Raw genomic sequence first — 18,318 nt, 5'->3', positions numbered from 1 at the left:
GAACAGTGTACGGGGCGACGAACAGCGTGCGGAGATCGAACGGTGTGCGGCGTTGCGAACAGTGTGCGGTGTCCGTACAGTGTTCGGAGCGGCGCACACCGTTCCCCTGGGGACGGAGGACGGTGTGCCCGCGACGACTTCCGCGCGGCTCCGGCGTCACAGCCCGGCCCGCGCGCCCGTTCCGACGCTCGACGCCCGAGCTCGGAACCCGACGCTCGAAGCCCGAAGTTCGAAGGGGGAAACGCCGTGGAACGTCATCCGCAGCGCTGGCTCATCCTGGTCGTGCTCTGTCTCAGCAGCCTGGTGCTGGTGATCGACAACATGGTGCTCACGGTGTCCATCCCGCCGATCGCGGAGGACCTCAAGGCCGGGGCGCAGGACATCCAGTGGATCATCGACTCGTACATCCTGGTCTTCGCCGGCCTGCTGCTCACCTCCGGCAGCCTCTCCGACCGCTTCGGACGACGGAAGGTGATGATCGTCGGGCTGGCGCTGTTCGGCGCCGCCTCACTGGTCGCGGCGTACGCCGGCAGCCCCGGGGAGCTGATAGCCGGGCGCGTCCTGATGGGCGTCGGCGGCGCGCTGGTCATGCCGAGCACGCTCTCCATCCTGATCACCGTCTTCGACGACGAGGAGCGCCCGAAGGCGATCGCCGCGTGGACCGCGGTGGCCATGGTCGGCCTGGTCGGCGGTCCGGTGCTGGGCGGCGCGCTGATCGCGCACTTCTGGTGGGGCGCGGTCTTCCTGCTCAACGTGCCGATCGCGGCCGTCGCCATCGTCGCCGCGGTGCTGCTGATGCCGGAGTCCAAGGGACCGTGGCGCCGCCCCGACCTGCTCGGCATGGTGCTGTCGATGGTCGGCATGACGGCGCTGGTGTGGTCGATCATCGTGCTGCCCCAGGACGGCTTCACCAGCGTGAGCACCCTCGGCGCACTCGCCCTCGCGGTGGCCTCGCTGGTCGGCTTCGCCGTCCGGCAGGTCCGCACCGACTCGCCGATGGTTCCGATCAAGCTGTTCCGCAACCGGGTCTTCACCGGCGCCAGCTTCTCGCTCATCCTGCTGACCTTCGCGACCGGCGGGCTGATGCTGGTCCTCACCCAGTACCTCCAGTTCGTGCTGGAGTTCTCGCCCACCGACACCGGCCTCGCCTTCATCCCGCTGGCCATCGCCTCGCTGGTGTTCAACGCGCTGGGCGCGGTGCTCGGCAAGAAGGTCCCGGCGCGGGTGTTCACCTCGATCGGCATGCTGATCATCGCGGGCGGCTTCGGACTGCTCGCCACCCTCTCGGTCGGCGACGGCTTCACCAAGGTCTCCCTGGCCATGCTGGTGCTCGGCATCGGCTCCGGCCTCGCCATGCCGGCTGCCTCCAACGCGCTGATGAGCGCCATCCCCAGTGAGCACGCCGGCGTCGGCTCCGCGCTCAACGACACCATCCAGCAGTCCGGTGCGGCGCTCGGCGTGGCCATCCTCGGCACCGTGCTCTCCAGCACCTACACCGGCGCGATGCCCGCGGCCGCCCCCGCCGCCGCCCGCCACGACATCACCGGCGCGCTCGCGGTGGCCGGCTCCACCGGGGACGGCGGCCTGGTCGCGGCCGCCCGGGAGGCGTTCAACACCGCCACCTCCACCACCTTCACGGCGGGCGGCATCGCGGTCGTCGCGGCGGCGGCGCTCACCCTGGTGCTGATGCGCGACGGCCGGAAGACCGCCGGTACGGGGGCCGAGCCCCCGGCGGTGCCGGAGGCCGAGCCGGTCGCCTGACCGGCCCCTCTCCCCGGGCAGATCGCCCCGGCCGCCTCGTGCGGCCGGGGCCGTCGGCGTCCGCCCGCCGTCCTGTCGCCCTCCTGCCGCTGTCCTGCTGCTGTCCTGCTGCCGTCCGCCCGCCGGGTCCCTGCGGGGCGCGTAGCCTCGGATCATGGAACCGTCCGCCTCGTACCAGGAACGCGCGTGCCGGCTGCCCGGCGCGGTCCTGTGGACGAAGCCGGCCCTCGGGCGTACGGGCGGTCGTGCGAGTGCCGGGCGTACGGGCGCCGCGCGGGCCGGGCTCGTCCTGCCCGACGGCTGCATGGACCTGCTGTGGACGGAGGGCCGGCTGCTGGTCGCCGGACCGGACACCCGTGCCTTCCACCCCGGCCCCGGACTGCGCGGCCCCTGGGCAGGCGTACGCTTCCGGCCCGGCGCCGCCCCCGCCCTGCTTGGCGTCCCCGCACACGAACTGCGGGACCGTCGCGTCGAGTTGGCCGACCTGCGGCCCGCCGCCGAGGTCCGGCGGCTGACCGAAGGCATCGACGCGGCCCCCGACCCGGCCGCCGCCCTGGAGGCCCTGGCCCTGCAACTGGCCGCCGACGCCCAGCCCGAGGACCGCCTGATCCGCGCCGTGGCCGCCTCGCTCGCCGCCGGCCGCTCCGTCGCCGCGACGGCCGAAACGGTCGGCCTCGGCGCCCGCCAACTGCACCGCCGCTCCCTGGCCGCCTTCGGCTACGGGCCCAAGACCCTCGCCCGGATCCTGCGCCTCCAGCGCGCCCTGGCCCTCGCCCGCTCCGGCGTCCCGCAGGCCGAGACGGCGGCCCGGACCGGCTACGCGGACCAGGCCCACCTGGCCCGCGACGTACGGGAGTTGGCGGGCCTGCCGCTGACCGCGCTGCTCTCCTCCTAGGGCCTGTCCTCGAGCGGCGCGAGCAGGTCCACCCCGTTGCCGTCCGGATCGTGCACCACGGCGTACCGCTGCCCCCAGAAGGCGTCCCACGGCTCCAACTCCCCGTGGTACCCGGCGCCGGTCAACTCCCCGTACACCGCGTCCACCTGCGCGGGACTCGCGCAGCGGAACGCCAGCGCGGACCGGCCACCGCCGCTCGGCGGCCGCCAGGCGGGATGGAACGACCGGATGGTGGCCTCGGAATCGAGCACCAGAAGCGGCCCGCCCGGCACCTCACCCTCGACGTGCGGCTCCCCCTCCGCCCCCTCGGGAAACCCCACCCCCAGCCGCCGGTAGAAGCCGACCGAGGCGGCCACATCCGCAACGGCCAGCCCGACGAACGCGAACCGCGGTACACCTGTGCTGTTCATGCCCCCACGCTAGGCACCCCCGCCCCACCCGGTCTTGAACGAATCGGACACCGGCCGGCCGACGGCCCGGCTACGAGGGCATCACCCCGTGGATGCGGGAGAGGGTGAAGACCCGTTCGGCGTCGCGCAGGTGGCACCAGGCGTGGAGGTAGGGCGCGTCGAGTTCGAGGCGGCTCAGGGTGCGGACGGTCGTGTTGCCCGAGGTGGCGGTGTACTCGACGGTGATCGATTGCTTCTCGTTGACGGCGTGGGCCAGTTGGCGGACGTCGGTGAAGGACAGGTTGCGCGCGTGCCCGGCGATGATCTCCTCGGTGTCGCTGGCGTAGGGGCGGCCGTCGTCGGGGTCGGGCTCCGGAGCCTCCTGCGGGGCCGCCAGTAGCCGGGCGGCGACGGCTGCCAGGTCGGTGGCGGTCCGGGCGCCCGCGACGCGGACGGCCTTCCGCCGTGGGCCGGCGGGTCGGCGCGGGGTCGGGAGCGGGTTCGTTGCCCGGTGTCGCCGGGTCCGCTCGATGTGGACGGATCCGTCCTGCTCCTCGGCGACGGGGGCGTAGCCCGCCGACCGCAGGGCCGCGAGCGTCTCGTCCGGTGGGGTCCGGCTGATCAGCACCGTCGGTGCCAACTGCCGCAGGCCGAGCGGGGCGAGCCTGCGGTGGGCGGCCAGTTCGGCGAGGAGGGCGGGCTCCGCGCCGTGGATCACGCAGGCCGCGGAGACGACGCGCACCCGGCCGTGGCCGCGCGCGGTGTCGCGGATCAGGTACGCGAGCGGTTGCGGCAGCGGTTCCGTGGTGGTGGTGGTGGCGACGGCGACGGCGGCGAGGTCGGCCGTCAGCGTGTCGGCGGTGTGGCCGGCGTCGAGGGCGCGGCGGACGCTGTCCGGGCTGAACCGCCATACCGACGCCGTACCGGTGGCCTCCCGGTCGGCGACGGAGTCCAGCAGGGTGACGAGGGGCGTCGAGGGAGTGCCGGCGACCACGGCCGTGAGATCGCTGCCGAAGCGGGCGGACCCGGTGGAGGCGGGCAGCAGCCGTCGACAGGCGGCGGCCACCGCGTCCGGGCCGTCGGCGTCCAGGGCCGCCCCGAGCGGGGACAGGGCGCCGAGGGCGAGGACGCCGAGCAGCTCCGATTCGCCGACCAGGGTGGCGAACGGGCTGGCGTCCTGGGCGAGTTGGTCGACGAGCGGACGCTGCCACGCGATCAGCGCCCCCAGGTCCGCCGGGTCGGTCGCCCCCTCACCCGGCGGGAGCCGCGTCGCGGAGGCGAGCAGTCCGTGCCGGGCCTGGACGCAGCCCCCGCGGGGCGGGGCTCCGGCGAGGGCGGGCAGCGCCTTCCCCTCCTCGTCGCGGCTCCCGCCGGGGGTCAGCGGCAGTGTCCACCAGGCGCGGAGGAGCACGGCGAGCCGGTCGGCGGGTTCCCCCTCCGCCCAGCCGTCGTAGGCCTCGGTCGCCGCGACCCGGTCGCCGTCCCGGGCCAGCAGCCCGGCCGCGGCGGCCGACTCCAGCGCGATGCGCACCACGGTGTCGTCGCACTTCGCGGCCTTGCCGAGCCGGGACAGCTCTCGGGCTCCTACCCCGCCGGACTTCAGCCGGGCCGGGGGAGCGGCGGCGCACGCCGCGAGGACGGAGGAGGCGTGGGCGGCGAACGCCATCGCCGCGGCGGCGGCCTCCCGGTCGACGGCCGATCCGGTGACGGGCCGCGTCCGGACCGCGGGCGGGACGGGCGTGAACGGGGCGTGCCAGCCGGTGCCGCGCAGCGCGAGGGCCACCTCCGAGGGCATCCGGGCGGGCCCGTACCAGCGCCCGTCCCGGATAAGCAACCCCCGTTCCAGCGCCCACCGTTCGCCCGGCCCGGGATCCGGCCGCGGGAGGCCGTACAGGATGCGGGCCGACCGCTCCGGCGCCTGCCGCGCACGTTGCTCCAGGAGTTTCCGAGTAGCCGTGGGGGCCTTGGCGACCAGCGCGGTGACCCGGTCCGGATCGCCGTGGTGGTCGGTCAGCGCGGCCAGCCGCTTCTGCTTGGTGCCCGTCGACGTGATGCCGACGGCGGCGAGCATGCGGCCCAGATCGGTGGAGGTCGTGTCCGCGAGCAGCCGTGCCAGTGGCGCGTCCAACCCGAGGGGTGCGGCCCACACCTGCCGCAGCGGCGCCGCCACGTGCAGCCGCCCGTCGCCGCCCGGCCACACCAGCGCTCGATCGGCCAACTCCCGCAGTACCGCTTCCAGTTGGTGAGCGCGCTCCCCGTCCGTCGCGTCGAGGAGGTTCGCCAGTACGTCCCGGGTGGCAGGCGCCAGTGCGGCGGCGCCCTCCGCCACCTGGAGTTCGGGCAGCGTGAGTCGGGGGATCGCCAGCGCGACCGAGGCCGGGCGCTGGAGCCGGTCCGCCAGTTCGCCGACCGATCGCGGCTCCGGCTCCACCGCGGCGTCCGGGCGCGAGGCCAGGACCCGTACGACCTGTGCCGCGTCGGCGCCGCGCAGCCACGCGACCAGGGTCGATCCACTTGTCTTGCCGATGGGGAACACCTCACCACAGAGGACGGATGCCGTCCCAGGTCGGAACCGGCCGGGGCTCAAGCATGGCAAACACGGTGTGCCGGCGGGCGGTTCGGGCCGCACGGCGAAGCGACCGGCGGGCGGTTCGGGAGACAGCGAGGGCCCGGGCCGCGGTCGGTGGTCGCGGTCCGGGCCCTCGGGGGCGGGAGCGTACGGGAGCAGCACCCGCGGCAGGGCGGTCAGTGCAGGACGTTCAGGGAGTTGGTGGCGTTGTCGACGAAGTACACGGCGTCGCGGTCGAGGTCGACCGCGAGCCCGAACAGGGCGCCGGCGCCGGGCGGGGTGCCGCTGTCGTCGAGCGTGCGGACGGCGACCTGGTCGCCGGCGGGGGTGGTCTCGACCAGGTTGCCGTCGCCGGAGTTCACCGTGAGGACGTCGCCTCCGGGGGCGACGGCCAGGCCGAGCGGCCCGTTGAGGTTTCCGCCGGTGCTGACGGTGGTGCCGGTGCCGGCGTCGGAGGCGCGGTGGACGGCGTCGGGGATCGCGGCGATCCGGTTGGCGAGGGTGTCCGCCACGTAGAGCGTGTCGTCGTGGCCCAGACCGACGCCGGTCGGGCCGATCACCAGGGCGGCCGGGTCGGTGCGCTGGCCGAAGCCCGAACCGATCCGGGTGGTCGCGATCCGCTGCGGCGGTGCGCCGCCCGGCCGGCACAGGGTGATCCGCAGGACGGTGCCCTGGTCGACCTCGGCCCCGCCGCCCGCGACCGTGCCGTTCAGCAGGTTGGTCACGAACAGCTCGTCGCGGTCGCCGGAGCTGACGGCCGTCATGTCCCACGGGCCGTTGATGCCGTCGCCCACGATGGTCTCGCGGACCGTTCCGTTGCTGTCCAGCACCAGCAGGCAGCCTGCCTGGACGGTGGCGGAGGTGCCGTCCGTGGTGGGCGTGCTGCCGACCACGACCCAGCCGCCCGGCAGGACGGTCAGCGCCGTCGAGAGCCCGACCCCGCCGGGGCACGGCCCGGGCAGGTGCGCCGGGTCGATCTGGGCGAACGTGCTGACGGCGCCGTCCGGACTCACCTGGACCAGGGTGGTCCCGGTGCCCTGCTGGTTCTGCGCGTTGTTGAAGTTGCTGATCAGGACGTTGCCGCGGTGCAGCCTGCCCGTGCTGTGCCGGATCACGAACGTGCCGTACGGGTTCACGTCCCCGTTCGCGGGCACGGTCGAGGCGACCGGGGACACGGTGTTCAGCGGCCCGAGGAACGGTGCTCGGCCGACGGCGCCCCCCGCCGCCGTGGCGCCGAGCACCACCACGGCGGCGGCGACCACGCCGGCCTGCCCCCAGAACCTCATGCGCGAAGAGTGAAGTCTCATAACGCGAAGTTATGTCGCGGTCGAATCGCCTGGCGCGCGGAGTTCACCCAGCGGGGTCCCGCAGGGACGCCAGGGGTCCGGGCCCGCCTCGCCCGGGAGGGCGCCGCTAGGAGAGCGCCGCGAAGCCGGTGCAGAGCAGGCGGACGCTCCGGGTGAACTTCTCGTCCTGGCCCACGCGCGGGATCAACGGGCCCATGAGCAGGGGGAACCGCTCGCACAGCTCGGCGTACTGCTCCGCGGTGACGGGCGGTGGCGCCGCCGGCTGGTTCTGCTCCTGGAGCACGAAGCCGGTGACGTGGCTGAGCAGGGTGTCGGCGGCGATGCCGCAGTGCTCGGCGGGGAGACCGGCGTCGAGGAGGGTGCGCAGCAGGCGTTCCATCAGGGAGAGGGCGCCGGGGCTGAGCACGCCGGGGCTCTCGGCGAGGAGCTGGGCGCCGCCGGGGTGCTGTTTGAGGCTCAGGCGCAGGGCGGCGGCCTGGGCCTCGACGCGGTCCTGCCAGGCGGCGGTGGGCGGGAGGGCGGCGAGGGCCTCGGTGCCGGCGTCGTACGCGCTGCGGCAGACCCGGTCGGCCATCAGGGCGAGCAACTCGTCCTTGCCGCGCACGTGGTAGTAGAGGCTGCCCGCGTGGGCGTCCAGGCGGTCGGCGACCTGGCGCATGGACAGGTTCTGGTAGCCGACCTCCGCGAAGACGGCCATGCCCGCATCGACGATGCGCTCCTTGGTGAGCTTCATGCGGTCCACCGTACAACGTTTTCCAACACTGTTCGAAAACTGTGCTAGCTTGGCGCCATCAGGTTTTCGAACGGCGTTGGAAAACGTCGGAACCGGGGGGAGGGCCAGACATGGGAGCGATCGTCTTCAACGTGACCACGGCCGCGCTGATGGTCATGATGGTCAACTGCGGGCTCGGCGTCGTCGGCCGCGACACCCTGCGCGGACGGCCGCTCCCGTGGGCGGCGGTCGCCCTGACCGCGCTCGCCGTCGGCGGCGTCCTGCTCCAGCTGCTCTGGTCCGGCGCCATGGACGCGCTCGACGCGGACCCCGCCAAGTCCGGCTGGTGGCGCGAGTTCACCTCGGTGTTCATGCAGAACGGCGGCCTCTTCGGCGGCCTGTGGAACCTCGTCACCCTCGCCGCCGTCGCCGCCCTCGCCCAGTGGTACTGGGGCGGCCCGCTCACCCTCGGCTTCTTCCTCGCCGGCATCCTGCTGCCCGGCCGCGTCGACAGCCTGCTCGGCCTCGGCGGCGGCCCCAGCACCGACCCCCGCAACTTCGCCGGCAGCTCCGGCGCCACCTACTTCCTCGGCGCCACCCTCGCCCTGGCCTTCCTCACCCGCACCCGCCTCCCCAAGGAGCTCACCCTGGCGGCCGGCGTCCCCGCCCTCGGCCTCGCCATGTGGATCGCCCAGGAGAACGGCCACGGACTGGTCTCCGTCTACGGCTTCGCCCTCGCGGCAGCCGCCTGGGCCGTCCGCCGCCGACTCCGCCCGGCCGGCGCGTCCCACCCGGCCCCCGGCCGGGCGGCCTGACCCCGAACTGCCCTGCCCTGGAGGCCGGCTAGGGGGTCCGGCCGGCTCCTTCGATGAAGCCGGTCACGCGCTGCGCGTAGGCGTCCGGATGGCTGAGGTGGGGGACGTGCCCGGCTCCCTCGAAGGTGTGGGTCTCGGCCTGCGGCAGGGCCGCGGAGAGCCGGGCGACGATCGCGGCGAACCAGGGCGGGCTCTGCGTCCCCTTCGTCAGCAGGGCGGGCCCGGTGTAGCGGGAGAGGCGGCCGAGGTCGAGGTCGGCCCACTGCGGGTCCGCCTGCTCGTCCGCGAAGGTGGGGGCGTTGGCGACGAAGGTCTCGCGGAGCTGTTCCGGCAGCCGGTCCCAGGCGCCGGGCCCCAGGGCGACCTCCTCCACGAACCGGCGGGCCCCCGCGAGGGTCCGGCCGGCCGTCAGGAGGGCGAGGACGGATTCGATCCTCTCCCCGGTGGCCGCCGTCAGGGGCAGCAGCCGGGGGTCGTCGGCGACGGTGTCCAGGAGCGGGGGCTCGTGGGCGACGAGGCCCCGGAAGAGCTCGGGCCGCCGGGCCGCCAGGCCGAGCGCGGTCGAGGCGCCGAAGGAGTTGCCCGCGACGTACGCCGGCGCGAACCCGAGGGTCTCGATCAGCGCGGCCAGGTCCTCCTCGTCCTCGAACCGGGACCCCCGCCCCGGCGGGCGCTCGCTCCGGCTGTGCCCCCGCCGGTCGTAGGCGAGGACCCGGAACTTCTGCGCGAGGGCGGGCAGGACCGGCCCCCAGCTGCCGTGGTCGCCCCACGAGCCGTGCACCAGGACCAGCGGCTCGCCGTCCCCGTCCACCTCGTAGAAGAGTTCGACGCCGTTCACCGCGACCCGTGGCATGCCGCCCTCCTCGCCCGCAGACGGCGGTCGCCGCCGGGGCCATTGAGGCACCCCGGGCCCGGCCCCGCAACCGCGACGGGCCCGACACCACACGCACGGCCGCCCCGCGCGATTGGGGCGGATCAAAGCCCTGACGGGACGGAAGCCCATGGACGCGGAAACGACGAAGGCCCGGGCCGCTGAGCGGTCCGGGCCTTCTGCCGGCGGAGGATACGAGATTCGAACTCGTGAGGGGTTGCCCCCAACACGCTTTCCAATTCTTTCGATCCCCGTCCGCCGTGGTTCACACCCGTCCTGACCTGCGGCGTCGTCAACCACTGAGGGGCAACTGAATCTGGCTGGACGGGGGTGAACGAGACCAGAACTGAGACCAGGTGGTGCTCACCTACCGAGAACGCGCGTCGCCAGGCGGCCGCGGAGTCGGTGCTCTCGATCGGGTCACTCGTGGACAGGGGGTGGTGCGGAGGGCTTCGAAGCAGCGTCGGGTGTTGCCCGGCGCCTCCATGCAGAGGTGGCCCCACCCCTTGGCGGTTTCGTTGGTGGCGAACCGCAGCCGCCACTCGTCACCGACCGGTGGTGGCGGGACGTCGTCTCCACGCCTGGGGCTCACAGGGCGAGTACCTCGCCGTGGTCATCACCAGGAAGTGGCTCGGTGGGCTGGGCGCTCAGTGTGGGGTCCGCCAGGATCCTGGCAGTGGCCCGTCACTCGACGATCACGCGGTGCAGGTTGGTGTGGACGTCCAGTTCCACTCACGTCGCGGGTGGCGTCCACGAGGTCGACGACGAACTCGCGCACCTCCTCGGCCGACAGATGTCGAGCCCACGGGAAGACCTCGGGGAGGGCGAGGAGGACCGCGCGCACCCTCGTCACTGGTGATCAAGGCCGCGAACAGGCGCGCGGTGGCATCCGCGGCCTCCTCGCGCTGACGGTCGTGACGCTCGGTGGTCAGGTACGGGTCCTCGCCGTCACGACGGGTGACGTGGACGCGCTGTGCCCGCTCGACGGTGTCCGCGACACGCTTCGAGTTCTTCGAGAGGTCGGAGAACGACACAGTGAGAGGGGGACTCGACGCTACTTCGGAATGTGTTCCGAAGTCGATCGGAAGGGCTGCGCCCCCGGGCCCGGAGCCCGGAGTGGCCGATCGGGCTGGACGTCCTGCGTGGGGCCGCGTTGAACGGGAGCGGACGCGGCCGGGTCGATGCCTCCGCTCTGCAGGGGTAATTACGGAGAGTGTCGACACTCCTCGCGACCTTCGGGGATGCTGACTTCCAGAGGGCACTCGAAGGCTTCTCATGGTGCGCCCTCCCTGAAAGTGTGAAGTTCACGGTTTGCTCCTTGCATCGGTCGACTGTGGAGGTGCATTCACGGCTTGTCAGTAAAGCTGCAGCTCATGACCACTATCTTGAGTGGCGGTCTGCGCTTTCTCTGAAGGTTGCGGTAGTAGAGATCTGTGCGCACTTCAGTGCGCAGTTGGTGCTCTGATGGTCAGCCATCTAGCTTTGCTTCAACAGGGCAGCCGACCGATGACGGGGAGAATGACTGCGTTGAGTGACAAGAGTAGTGACAGGAGACTCGTCTCCCGGGCCAAGATTGCAGAGCTGGCCGGCGTCGGGGCCCCTGCGGTCACGAACTGGCAGAACCGCCATCCGGACTTTCCGCAGGAGCAGCGGGTCGGCCACAAGCGGTTGTTTCGGCTCGCTGACATCGTGCGATGGCTCGACGCCCGGTCTGTGCCCAAGTCGGCACGGAGGGAGGGGGAGCACGTAGGGATCACCTATGGCGACAGGGTCCGAGCCTTGTCCGGGCAGTACGAGGGAGTGCCCGCGGCCGACCGGGCCGCTGGGTTCGCCGTCTCTTCACCGAGTGCCGAACAGTCGCGGTCGCGGTCCCGGCAAGTCCTGGCAGAGTTGCTGAAACCCCAGATGGTGGAAACGTGGGGCGCGCCGTCGCTGACGGCCTATCTTCCCTTGCCGATGTGCCTGATCTTTCTGAGGTGGGGAGCACACAAGGACTGGGTGGCCCTGGAGGATCGGGTCGGCGCACACCCGGCGGTGACACCCAAAGGCTTCCTCAGCGAGGTGGGGGAGCGAACCGATCGGTTGCTGAAGACCTGTGGGGCGGCGCCAGCCATGCGGTTTGCGCTGCAGGGTCTTGAGCCCCTACTCGCTGCTGACGTACCGCAGTTGATGACCTCGGTGGCTGGACTCGACCGGGATGCCTTCCGAGATCTGCTCGACGCGTACGCCGAGGTCGTGCGCATGGACAGTCGTAGCGCCTTCACACCCAGAACGGTGGTGGCCCTGCTGAGGGAGCTGGTTGCCCCGGCGGGTGTGTCGGGCCGGCTCCACGATCCCTATCCGCGTGGCGGTGAACTGCTGTCGGCCATGGTGGCGGCCAGTGGTGACGGTTCGGTGTTGAGGGTAACGGCCGGAAAGCCGGACGAGGCGACGCTGCGCCTGACCGCGATGAACTTGATGCTCCACGGTGTGACGCCACGGGTGGGCGCCCATGACATCGCACCATGGCCCGAGCCGGCGGAGCGACGGCAGGAACGGGTGGACCTGGTTCTGGCGAATCCGCCGTTCAACGCCGAATCGGGCCGGGTCGTGGCCGGAGGTTGGCGATATGGGTCCCCGCCTCCGTCCAACGCCAACTTCGCCTGGATCCAGCACATCCTCTCCACTCTCGGACCCGGTGGACGAGCTGCGGTGATCATGGCGGACAACGCTGCCGTATCCGACCAGCCGAGGGAGCGCGCGATCCGGCAAGCCCTGGTCGAGGACGGGGTCGTCGACGGCATCCTCGCCCTTCCCCCACACCTCTTCACCGGTACCGCGGTGTCGGCCTGCATCTGGTTCCTGTCGGCGCCGTCGCAACGTGCCGAGGTGCACTTCATCAATGCCCGCGAGTTGGGTGAGCTGGTCACGCGGACCCGCCGAGAGCTGAGCCCCGACGACGTACGGCTCCTGGGACAGATCCACCGATCGCTGCGTGACGGGAACCCCGTGCCCGACGAAGCGCGCGCGCTCGGTCGATCCGTCGCCGTGGAGGAGATCGAGCAGCGTGGCTACTCGCTCAGCCCCGTCGACTACGTCAGCCTCGGCGCGTACGAGGCGGCGACACCCGAGCAGGTGAAATCCGCCCGTCGGAAGCTCGACGATTCCCTGGACCTGGCGGGATCCCTGGACGCGGAGGCGTGGCGGCTCTGGGAGCGGGCAGCGCCCGGCCGCAGCCCGGAACCCGATGCGGGCGGCCGACGGAACGTGCTCCTGCAGGATCTGTGCAAGGTGCAGCCAGGCCCGTCGCCCTCCTTGCTGAACCCCGGGATGTACTCCGAGGACGGCACTGTCCGAGTGGTGCTGCCCAAGCACCTGCGAAACCGGCGGATCCATGGCAGCGAGGACACCAGAATCTCGGCACGCGACGCGCAGCAGCTCCAACGGTTCCTGTTGCGCGAGGGCGACATCCTCTGCACGCGTACCGGGACGGTCGGACCCGTGGCACTGGTGGGAGAGGAGGGGGCCGGCAGCCTCTACAGCGGGAACCTCCTCCGGCTGTACGACTTCGAACCCGATGTGGACCCGCGTTTCGTCCTGGCATACCTCTCGCTTCCGGGAGCCCAGGCATGGATCAAGGACCGGGCGGCGATGTCGACCGTCCACTCGATCAAGACCAGCGCGATGAGGCAGCTCCCGGTATCGCTGCCGCCGTACGAGGAGCAGCAGCGCGTTGGAGAGCTTCTGCGTGCGCTCGACGATCAGATCGCAGCCCACCAGCAGGCAGCTGCCGCAGCCGATGCCGCCAGGGGCGAGCTTTCAACGCTCTTGGTGGACACCGCGGCACTGCCGACCACTCACCAGTCCGATGCGGGCCTCATCCCTCCTATCGACCACACCACAGCAGAGGAAGCCGAAAATGAGTAGCCTGCCCGTCGTCACGCGAGTCCCGTGGCTGCTTGTCTCCGCGCTCACTTCCGTGGTCATCGCTTTGCTGGCCTTCATGCTGAAGCGGGGCGCCGGCACGGACCGGCACAGCGCCGTCATCACGGCCGGCGCGGCCTTCGCCAGCTGCATGCTGCTCTGCCTCGCGGTCCTCTCGGCCGCCGTGAGCGGCTGAACCGGACACCGGAAACGACGAAGGCCCGGGCCGCTGAGCGGTCCGGGCCTTCTGCCGGCGGAGGATACGAGATTCGAACTCGTGAGGGGTTGCCCCCAACACGCTTTCCAAGCGTGCGCCCTAGGCCTCTAGGCGAATCCTCCGTGGGAGAGCTTAGTACATGTTTCGGGGTGCTCGCGACCACCTGTCCCGCAGGCAGGAGGGTGGGGGTGGCCTGTGGATCGTTGGGGCGGGGATCCGGTACTGTGGGGGTCAGCCCCTCGTGTGGCGTCATCTCTCTGAACCCCCCCAGGGCCGGAAGGCAGCAAGGGTAAGAGGGCTCTGGCGGGTGCGCGAGGGGTCTTTGCGTTCCCGGGGCCGGTCGGGGACGGTCGGCGGGGTGAGGGGCGACGCGTTTGTCGGTCCGTCCCGATATCGTCGGGGGTGTGTCCCTAGCCCTGTACCGCCGCTACCGCCCCGAGACCTTCGCGGAGGTCATCGGGCAGGAGCACGTGACCGCTCCGCTCCAGCAGGCCCTGCGCAACAACAGGGTCAACCACGCGTACCTGTTCAGCGGGCCGCGCGGCTGTGGCAAGACGACGAGCGCGCGCATCCTGGCCCGTTGCCTCAACTGCGAACAGGGGCCGACGCCGACGCCCTGCGGGGAGTGCCAGTCCTGTCGGGACCTCGCGACCGGCGGGCCCGGGTCGATCGACGTGATCGAGATCGACGCCGCCTCGCACGGTGGTGTCGACGACGCGCGCGAGCTGCGCGAGCGGGCGTTCTTCGCGCCGGTGCACAGCCGGTACAAGATCTTCATCCTGGACGAGGCCCACATGGTGACCTCGGCCGGCTTCAACGCGCTGCTGAAGGTGGTCGAGGAGCCGCCGGAGCACCTCAAGTTCATCTTCGCGACCACCGAGCCGGAGAAGGTGATCGGGACGATCCGGTCCCGGACGCACCACTACCCGTTCCGGCTGGTCCCGCCCGGCACGCTGCGCGACTACCTGGCGGAGGTGTGCGGCCGGGAGGGGATCCAGGTCGAGGACACCGTGTTCCCGCTGGTGGTGCGGGCGGGGGCCGGGTCGGTGCGTGACTCGATGTCGGTCATGGACCAGCTGCTGGCCGGGGCCGGCGAGGGCGGCGTGACGTACCAGATGGCCACGGCGCTGCTCGGGTACACCGACTCCGCGCTGCTGGACGAGGTGGTGGACGCCTTCGCCGCGCACGACGGGGCGACGGTGTTCCAGGTGATCGACCGGGTGGTCGAGGGCGGGCACGACCCGCGCCGCTTCGTCACCGACCTGCTGGAGCGGCTGCGCGACCTGGTGATCCTGGCCACCGTGCCGGACGCGGGGGAGAAGGGGCTGATCGACGCCCCGGCCGACCGGGTCGCGGTGATGCAGGCGCAGGCGGACGCGTTCGGTGCGGCCGAGCTGAGCCGGGCCGCAGACCTGGTCAACACCGGGCTGACCGAGATGCGCGGCAACGCGGCGCCCCGGCTGCAGCTGGAGCTGATCTGCGCCCGGGTGATGCTGCCTGGCGCTTACAGCGACGAGCTGTCGTTGCAGGCGCGGATGGACAAGCTGGAGCGACGGGCGTCCGCGGGCGGGTTCGCCGCGCCGATGGCGGTGCCCGGGGGCATGCCGATGGCGGCTCCGACGGCGACGCCTCCGATGGCGGTGGCGCCGGTGGCCGAGGTGCCGGTGGCGCCCGCGCCGGTCCAGTCCGCCGCCGTACCGGCCGCGCAGGCCCCCCAGCCCGTACAGGCCGCGCCGCCCGCCGCCGTGCCCGCCGGGCCGGCGCCGGGTGCCTGGCCGATCCCGCGCAGCTTCCCGCCCGCCGGCGGGGCCCCCGCCGCGGCTCCCGCGGCGCCCCCCGTGGCGCAGCCGCAGGCCGCCCCGGCTCCGGCCCCGGTGCCGGCCGCCGCTCCCGTGCCCGCCCCGGCCCCCGCCCCGGTGGCGGCTCCCGGTGGGCAGCCGTCGGCGTCCGCGCAGCAGGGTGCCGCGCAGGTGCGGCAGCTGTGGCCGCAGATCCTGGAGGCGGTGAAGAACCGCCGCCGCTTCACCTGGATCCTGCTCAGCCAGAACGGCCAGGTGGCCGGGTTCGACGGCAGTGTGCTCCAGGTGTCCTTCATCAACGCCGGCGCCCGGGACAGCTTCGTCGGCAGCAACAGTGATGACGTGCTGCGCTCCGCGCTGGCCGACGCGCTGGGCGTGGACTGGCGGATCGAGTGCATCATCGACCCGTCCGGCGGCGTCGGCGGCCCGTCCGGCGGCGGCCTGTCCGGCGGTGGCCAGAGCGGCGGCGCACCGGGGGGCGGTGCCCAGGCCGGTGGCGGCTGGGGAGCCCCGGCGGCGCGTCCGGCGGCCGCCGCGCCGTCGATGCCCGCGCCCGCCCCGGCGCCCGTGCAGGCTCCGCCGGTCCAGGCCGCGCCGGCGCCCGTCCAGGCCCCGCCCGTGCAGCCCGCGCCGGTGCAGGCCCCGCCGCCGGTGGCGGCGCAGGCCCGTCCGGTGCGCTCGGTGGCTCCGGAGGACGACGTCCCGGAGGCGGACGACCCGGACCTCAAGGAGGACGTGTTCTCCGGCCAGGAGCTGATCATCCGCGAATTGGGGGCGACGGTGCTGGAGGAGATCCACCACCAGGGCTCCTGATCCGGCCCCCGGGTCCTCCGGCCCAGGTCTCCGGGCCTACGGGCCCCTGAGCGGACCCTGATCCGGGCCCGATCCGGGGCCCGGACCGGCGGGCAGCACGTAGGCTCGGCGGTGACGGACGAAGCGCCGTACGACAGCCGTGACAGCAAGGAGACAGCCGTGTTCCCCGGTGGTGGCCAGCCCAACATGCAGCAGCTGCTGAAGCAGGCGCAGAAGATGCAGCAGGATCTCGCGAACGCCCAGCAGGAGCTGGCCGAGGCGAAGGTGAGCGGTTCGGCGGGCGGCGGCCTGGTCGAGGCGACGGTGACCGGTGCCGGTGAGCTGGTGGCGCTGAGCATCTCCCCGGCCGCCGTGGACCCGGACGACACCGAGACCCTGGCCGACCTGGTCCTGGCGGCCGTCCGGGACGCCAACCAGACCGCGCAGAAGCTGCAGGCCGAGCGCATGGGCCCGCTGACCCAGGGCCTGGGCGGCGGCGGCATCCCCGGCCTGCCGTTCTGACGTCGTCCAACGGCGGCTTCCAAGGCCAGAAGGTCTGAAGTTCAGACGACAGACCCATGTGATTTATGTGGGAGTCGGGCGTCGGGCGCTGTGTCCGACGCCCGATTCGTTGGATGATGGCACCGGAGTACCACCGGCCGTCCGGCACCACCGGCCCCGGCCGTCCGGCTCCACCAGCTTTCCGGCTTCACCAGCCACCCGGCTCCACCGGCCGTCCGGCACACCGACCATCCGAGGGAAGGCGCGACGTTGTACGAGGGCGTGGTTCAGGACCTGATCGACGAACTGGGCAGGCTGCCCGGCGTCGGGCCCAAGAGCGCGCAGCGGATCGCCTTCCACGTGCTGCAGTCCGACCCGACGGACGTTCGCCGGCTGGCGCACGCGCTGCTGGAGGTCAAGGACAAGGTCCGCTTCTGCGCGGTCTGCGGCAACGTCGCGGAGGCCGAGCGGTGCCGGGTCTGCCTGGACCCGCGCCGCGACCTCGCCGTCATCTGCGTGGTCGAGGAGCCGAAGGACGTCGTCGCCATCGAGCGCACCCGTGAGTTCCGCGGCCGCTACCACGTGCTGGGCGGCGCGATCAGCCCCATCGAGGGCGTCGGCCCGGACGACCTGCGGATCCGCGAGCTGCTGTCGCGCCTCGCGGACGGCACGGTCACCGAGCTGATCCTGGCCACCGACCCCAACCTGGAGGGGGAGGCGACCGCCACCTACCTGGCCCGGCTCTGCAAGCCGATGGGCCTGAAGGTGACCCGTCTGGCGAGCGGCCTGCCCGTCGGCGGGGATCTGGAGTACGCGGACGAGGTCACCCTCGGCCGCGCCTTCGAAGGGAGACGACTGCTCGATGTCTGACCGGACGATCAACCAGCAGCCCCACACCCCCCACCAGCAGTCCCACGGGGAACCGGGGGCGCACGCCCCGCACGTCCACGGCCACGGCTCGGAGCCGGACGACTTCGCCGTGCAGATCGCCGACTCGGTGGAGAGCTTCGTGCTCGCCGTCACCGAGGTCGCCAAGGGCGACGAGCCCGGCAGCGCGGTCTCGCTGCTGCTCCTGGAGGTCTCGCAGCTGCTGCTGGCCGGCGGCCGGCTGGGCGCGATCGAGGACGTCGTCCCGGAGGACCGGTTCGAGCCGGACACCGGCCCCGAGCCGGACGGTGAGCAGCTGCGCGAGCGCCTCGCCGAGCTGCTCGCGCCGATCGACGTCTACCACGAGGTCTTCGACCCGTACGGTCCGCCGGAGAAGCCCAACGCCTTCCGGATCTCGGACGACCTGGCCGGCGTGGTCAGCGAGCTCCAGCACGGCCTGACCCACTACCGCGAGGGCCGGGTCAGCGAGGCGCTGTGGTGGTGGCAGTTCTCGTACCTCTCCAACTGGGGCACGACCTGCACGGCGGTGCTGCGGGCCCTGCAGTCGCTGATCGCCCACGTCCGGCTGGACAGCCCGATCGGCGCGGCGCCGGACGGCGCGGACACCGACGACGACGGGCTCACCGACGAGCAGCTGGAGCAGCAGGCGGGCGACCTGATGGCGGCCGAGCTCGGCCTCGGGCGGTAGTTTCCCGGACGGAAATCCGGTGGAATCCGGCGGATCGCGGGCAGATCGTGGCACGGATACCGGCACGGATCGCGGGCTGATCGAATGCGCCCTCGGATTGTGACGAATGCCTCAGCGCCCCGGCCGGAAAAGAAATCCGGCCGGATCGCCGTCCCCCGGTCGGGCGATTCTTCGGAGCGGTACCGAATCGCCCGCAGACCTGACGGCGGAG

Annotated in this window: 13 protein-coding genes, 1 tRNA gene and 1 other RNA gene; 9 read left to right on the top strand and 6 right to left on the bottom strand. The window is 72.5% G+C overall.

The features are described from left to right. The first annotated feature begins 246 nt into the window (after positions 1 to 246). The gene (locus tag AMK13_RS09430) at positions 247 to 1,761 is read left to right on the top strand and encodes an MFS transporter (RefSeq protein WP_074001812.1); all 1,515 of its coding nucleotides are present in this window, start codon (positions 247 to 249) and stop codon (positions 1,759 to 1,761) included. A gap of 154 nt (positions 1,762 to 1,915) precedes the next feature. After that, positions 1,916 to 2,656, top strand: a complete 741-nt coding sequence (locus AMK13_RS09425) for a helix-turn-helix domain-containing protein (protein WP_074001811.1) — start codon at positions 1,916 to 1,918, stop codon at positions 2,654 to 2,656. On the opposite strand, the gene AMK13_RS09420 is transcribed toward AMK13_RS09425, so the two are convergent. The 4 genes from AMK13_RS09420 to AMK13_RS09405 form a co-directional block, all read right to left on the bottom strand. Then, positions 2,653 to 3,066 (bottom strand): VOC family protein, encoded by a 414-nt coding sequence (locus AMK13_RS09420; RefSeq protein ID WP_074001810.1) that lies wholly within the window; start codon positions 3,064 to 3,066, stop codon positions 2,653 to 2,655. The genes AMK13_RS09425 and AMK13_RS09420 overlap by 4 nt on opposite strands. Positions 3,067 to 3,136: 70 nt before the next feature. Further along, the gene (locus AMK13_RS09415) at positions 3,137 to 5,581 is read right to left on the bottom strand and encodes a helicase C-terminal domain-containing protein (protein WP_241852804.1); all 2,445 of its coding nucleotides are present in this window, start codon (positions 5,579 to 5,581) and stop codon (positions 3,137 to 3,139) included. 209 nt (positions 5,582 to 5,790) lie between these two features. Beyond that, a complete protein-coding gene (locus AMK13_RS09410) occupies positions 5,791 to 6,900 on the bottom strand; it encodes a hypothetical protein (RefSeq protein ID WP_074001809.1) in 1,110 nt (369 codons plus the stop codon). A 127-nt stretch (positions 6,901 to 7,027) separates the two neighbouring features. Further along, complete coding sequence (locus AMK13_RS09405) at positions 7,028 to 7,654, bottom strand: TetR/AcrR family transcriptional regulator (RefSeq protein WP_074001808.1); 627 nt, start codon at positions 7,652 to 7,654, stop codon at positions 7,028 to 7,030. A gap of 110 nt (positions 7,655 to 7,764) precedes the next feature. On the opposite strand from AMK13_RS09405, the gene AMK13_RS09400 reads away from it, so the two are divergent. Continuing rightward, entirely contained in the window at positions 7,765 to 8,448 is a 684-nt protein-coding gene (locus tag AMK13_RS09400; protein ID WP_074001807.1) for a hypothetical protein, read from the top strand. 28 nt (positions 8,449 to 8,476) lie between these two features. Here AMK13_RS09400 and AMK13_RS09395 read toward each other — a convergent pair whose 3' ends face one another. Further along, complete coding sequence (locus tag AMK13_RS09395; RefSeq protein WP_074001806.1) at positions 8,477 to 9,301, bottom strand: alpha/beta fold hydrolase; 825 nt, start codon at positions 9,299 to 9,301, stop codon at positions 8,477 to 8,479. 1,545 nt (positions 9,302 to 10,846) lie between these two features. Between AMK13_RS09395 and AMK13_RS09385 the strand changes: the two genes are divergently transcribed. Next, entirely contained in the window at positions 10,847 to 13,225 is a 2,379-nt protein-coding gene (locus AMK13_RS09385; protein ID WP_158077683.1) for a type I restriction-modification system subunit M/S, read from the top strand. A 251-nt stretch (positions 13,226 to 13,476) separates the two neighbouring features. Here AMK13_RS09385 and AMK13_RS09375 read toward each other — a convergent pair. Continuing rightward, positions 13,477 to 13,561: transfer RNA gene (locus tag AMK13_RS09375), tRNA-Ser, on the bottom strand. Positions 13,562 to 13,669: 108 nt separating this feature from the next. Here AMK13_RS09375 and ffs point away from each other — a divergent pair. From ffs to AMK13_RS09350, 5 genes are all read left to right on the top strand, one after another. Further along, positions 13,670 to 13,766: signal recognition particle sRNA small type (gene ffs / locus AMK13_RS09370), an RNA gene on the top strand. Between the two features lie 77 nt (positions 13,767 to 13,843). Next, positions 13,844 to 16,051, top strand: coding sequence for a DNA polymerase III subunit gamma and tau (locus AMK13_RS09365; protein ID WP_074001803.1), 2,208 nt, complete (start codon positions 13,844 to 13,846; stop codon positions 16,049 to 16,051). Positions 16,052 to 16,210: 159 nt separating this feature from the next. Beyond that, complete coding sequence (locus AMK13_RS09360; RefSeq protein ID WP_074001802.1) at positions 16,211 to 16,552, top strand: YbaB/EbfC family nucleoid-associated protein; 342 nt, start codon at positions 16,211 to 16,213, stop codon at positions 16,550 to 16,552. Positions 16,553 to 16,801: 249 nt separating this feature from the next. Further along, entirely contained in the window at positions 16,802 to 17,401 is a 600-nt protein-coding gene (gene recR, locus AMK13_RS09355; RefSeq protein ID WP_049658152.1) for a recombination mediator RecR, read from the top strand. Continuing rightward, entirely contained in the window at positions 17,394 to 18,107 is a 714-nt protein-coding gene (locus AMK13_RS09350; protein ID WP_241852803.1) for a DUF5063 domain-containing protein, read from the top strand. Before recR ends, AMK13_RS09350 begins: the two co-directional genes overlap by 8 nt. Positions 18,108 to 18,318 lie beyond the last annotated feature (211 nt).

Source organism: Streptomyces sp. CB02056 (genome assembly GCF_001905545.1).
Classification (GTDB): Bacteria; Actinomycetota; Actinomycetes; order Streptomycetales; family Streptomycetaceae; genus Kitasatospora.
The sequence above is the reverse complement of the archived record's forward strand: the minus strand, read 5'-3'. Positions and strand labels throughout refer to the sequence as shown.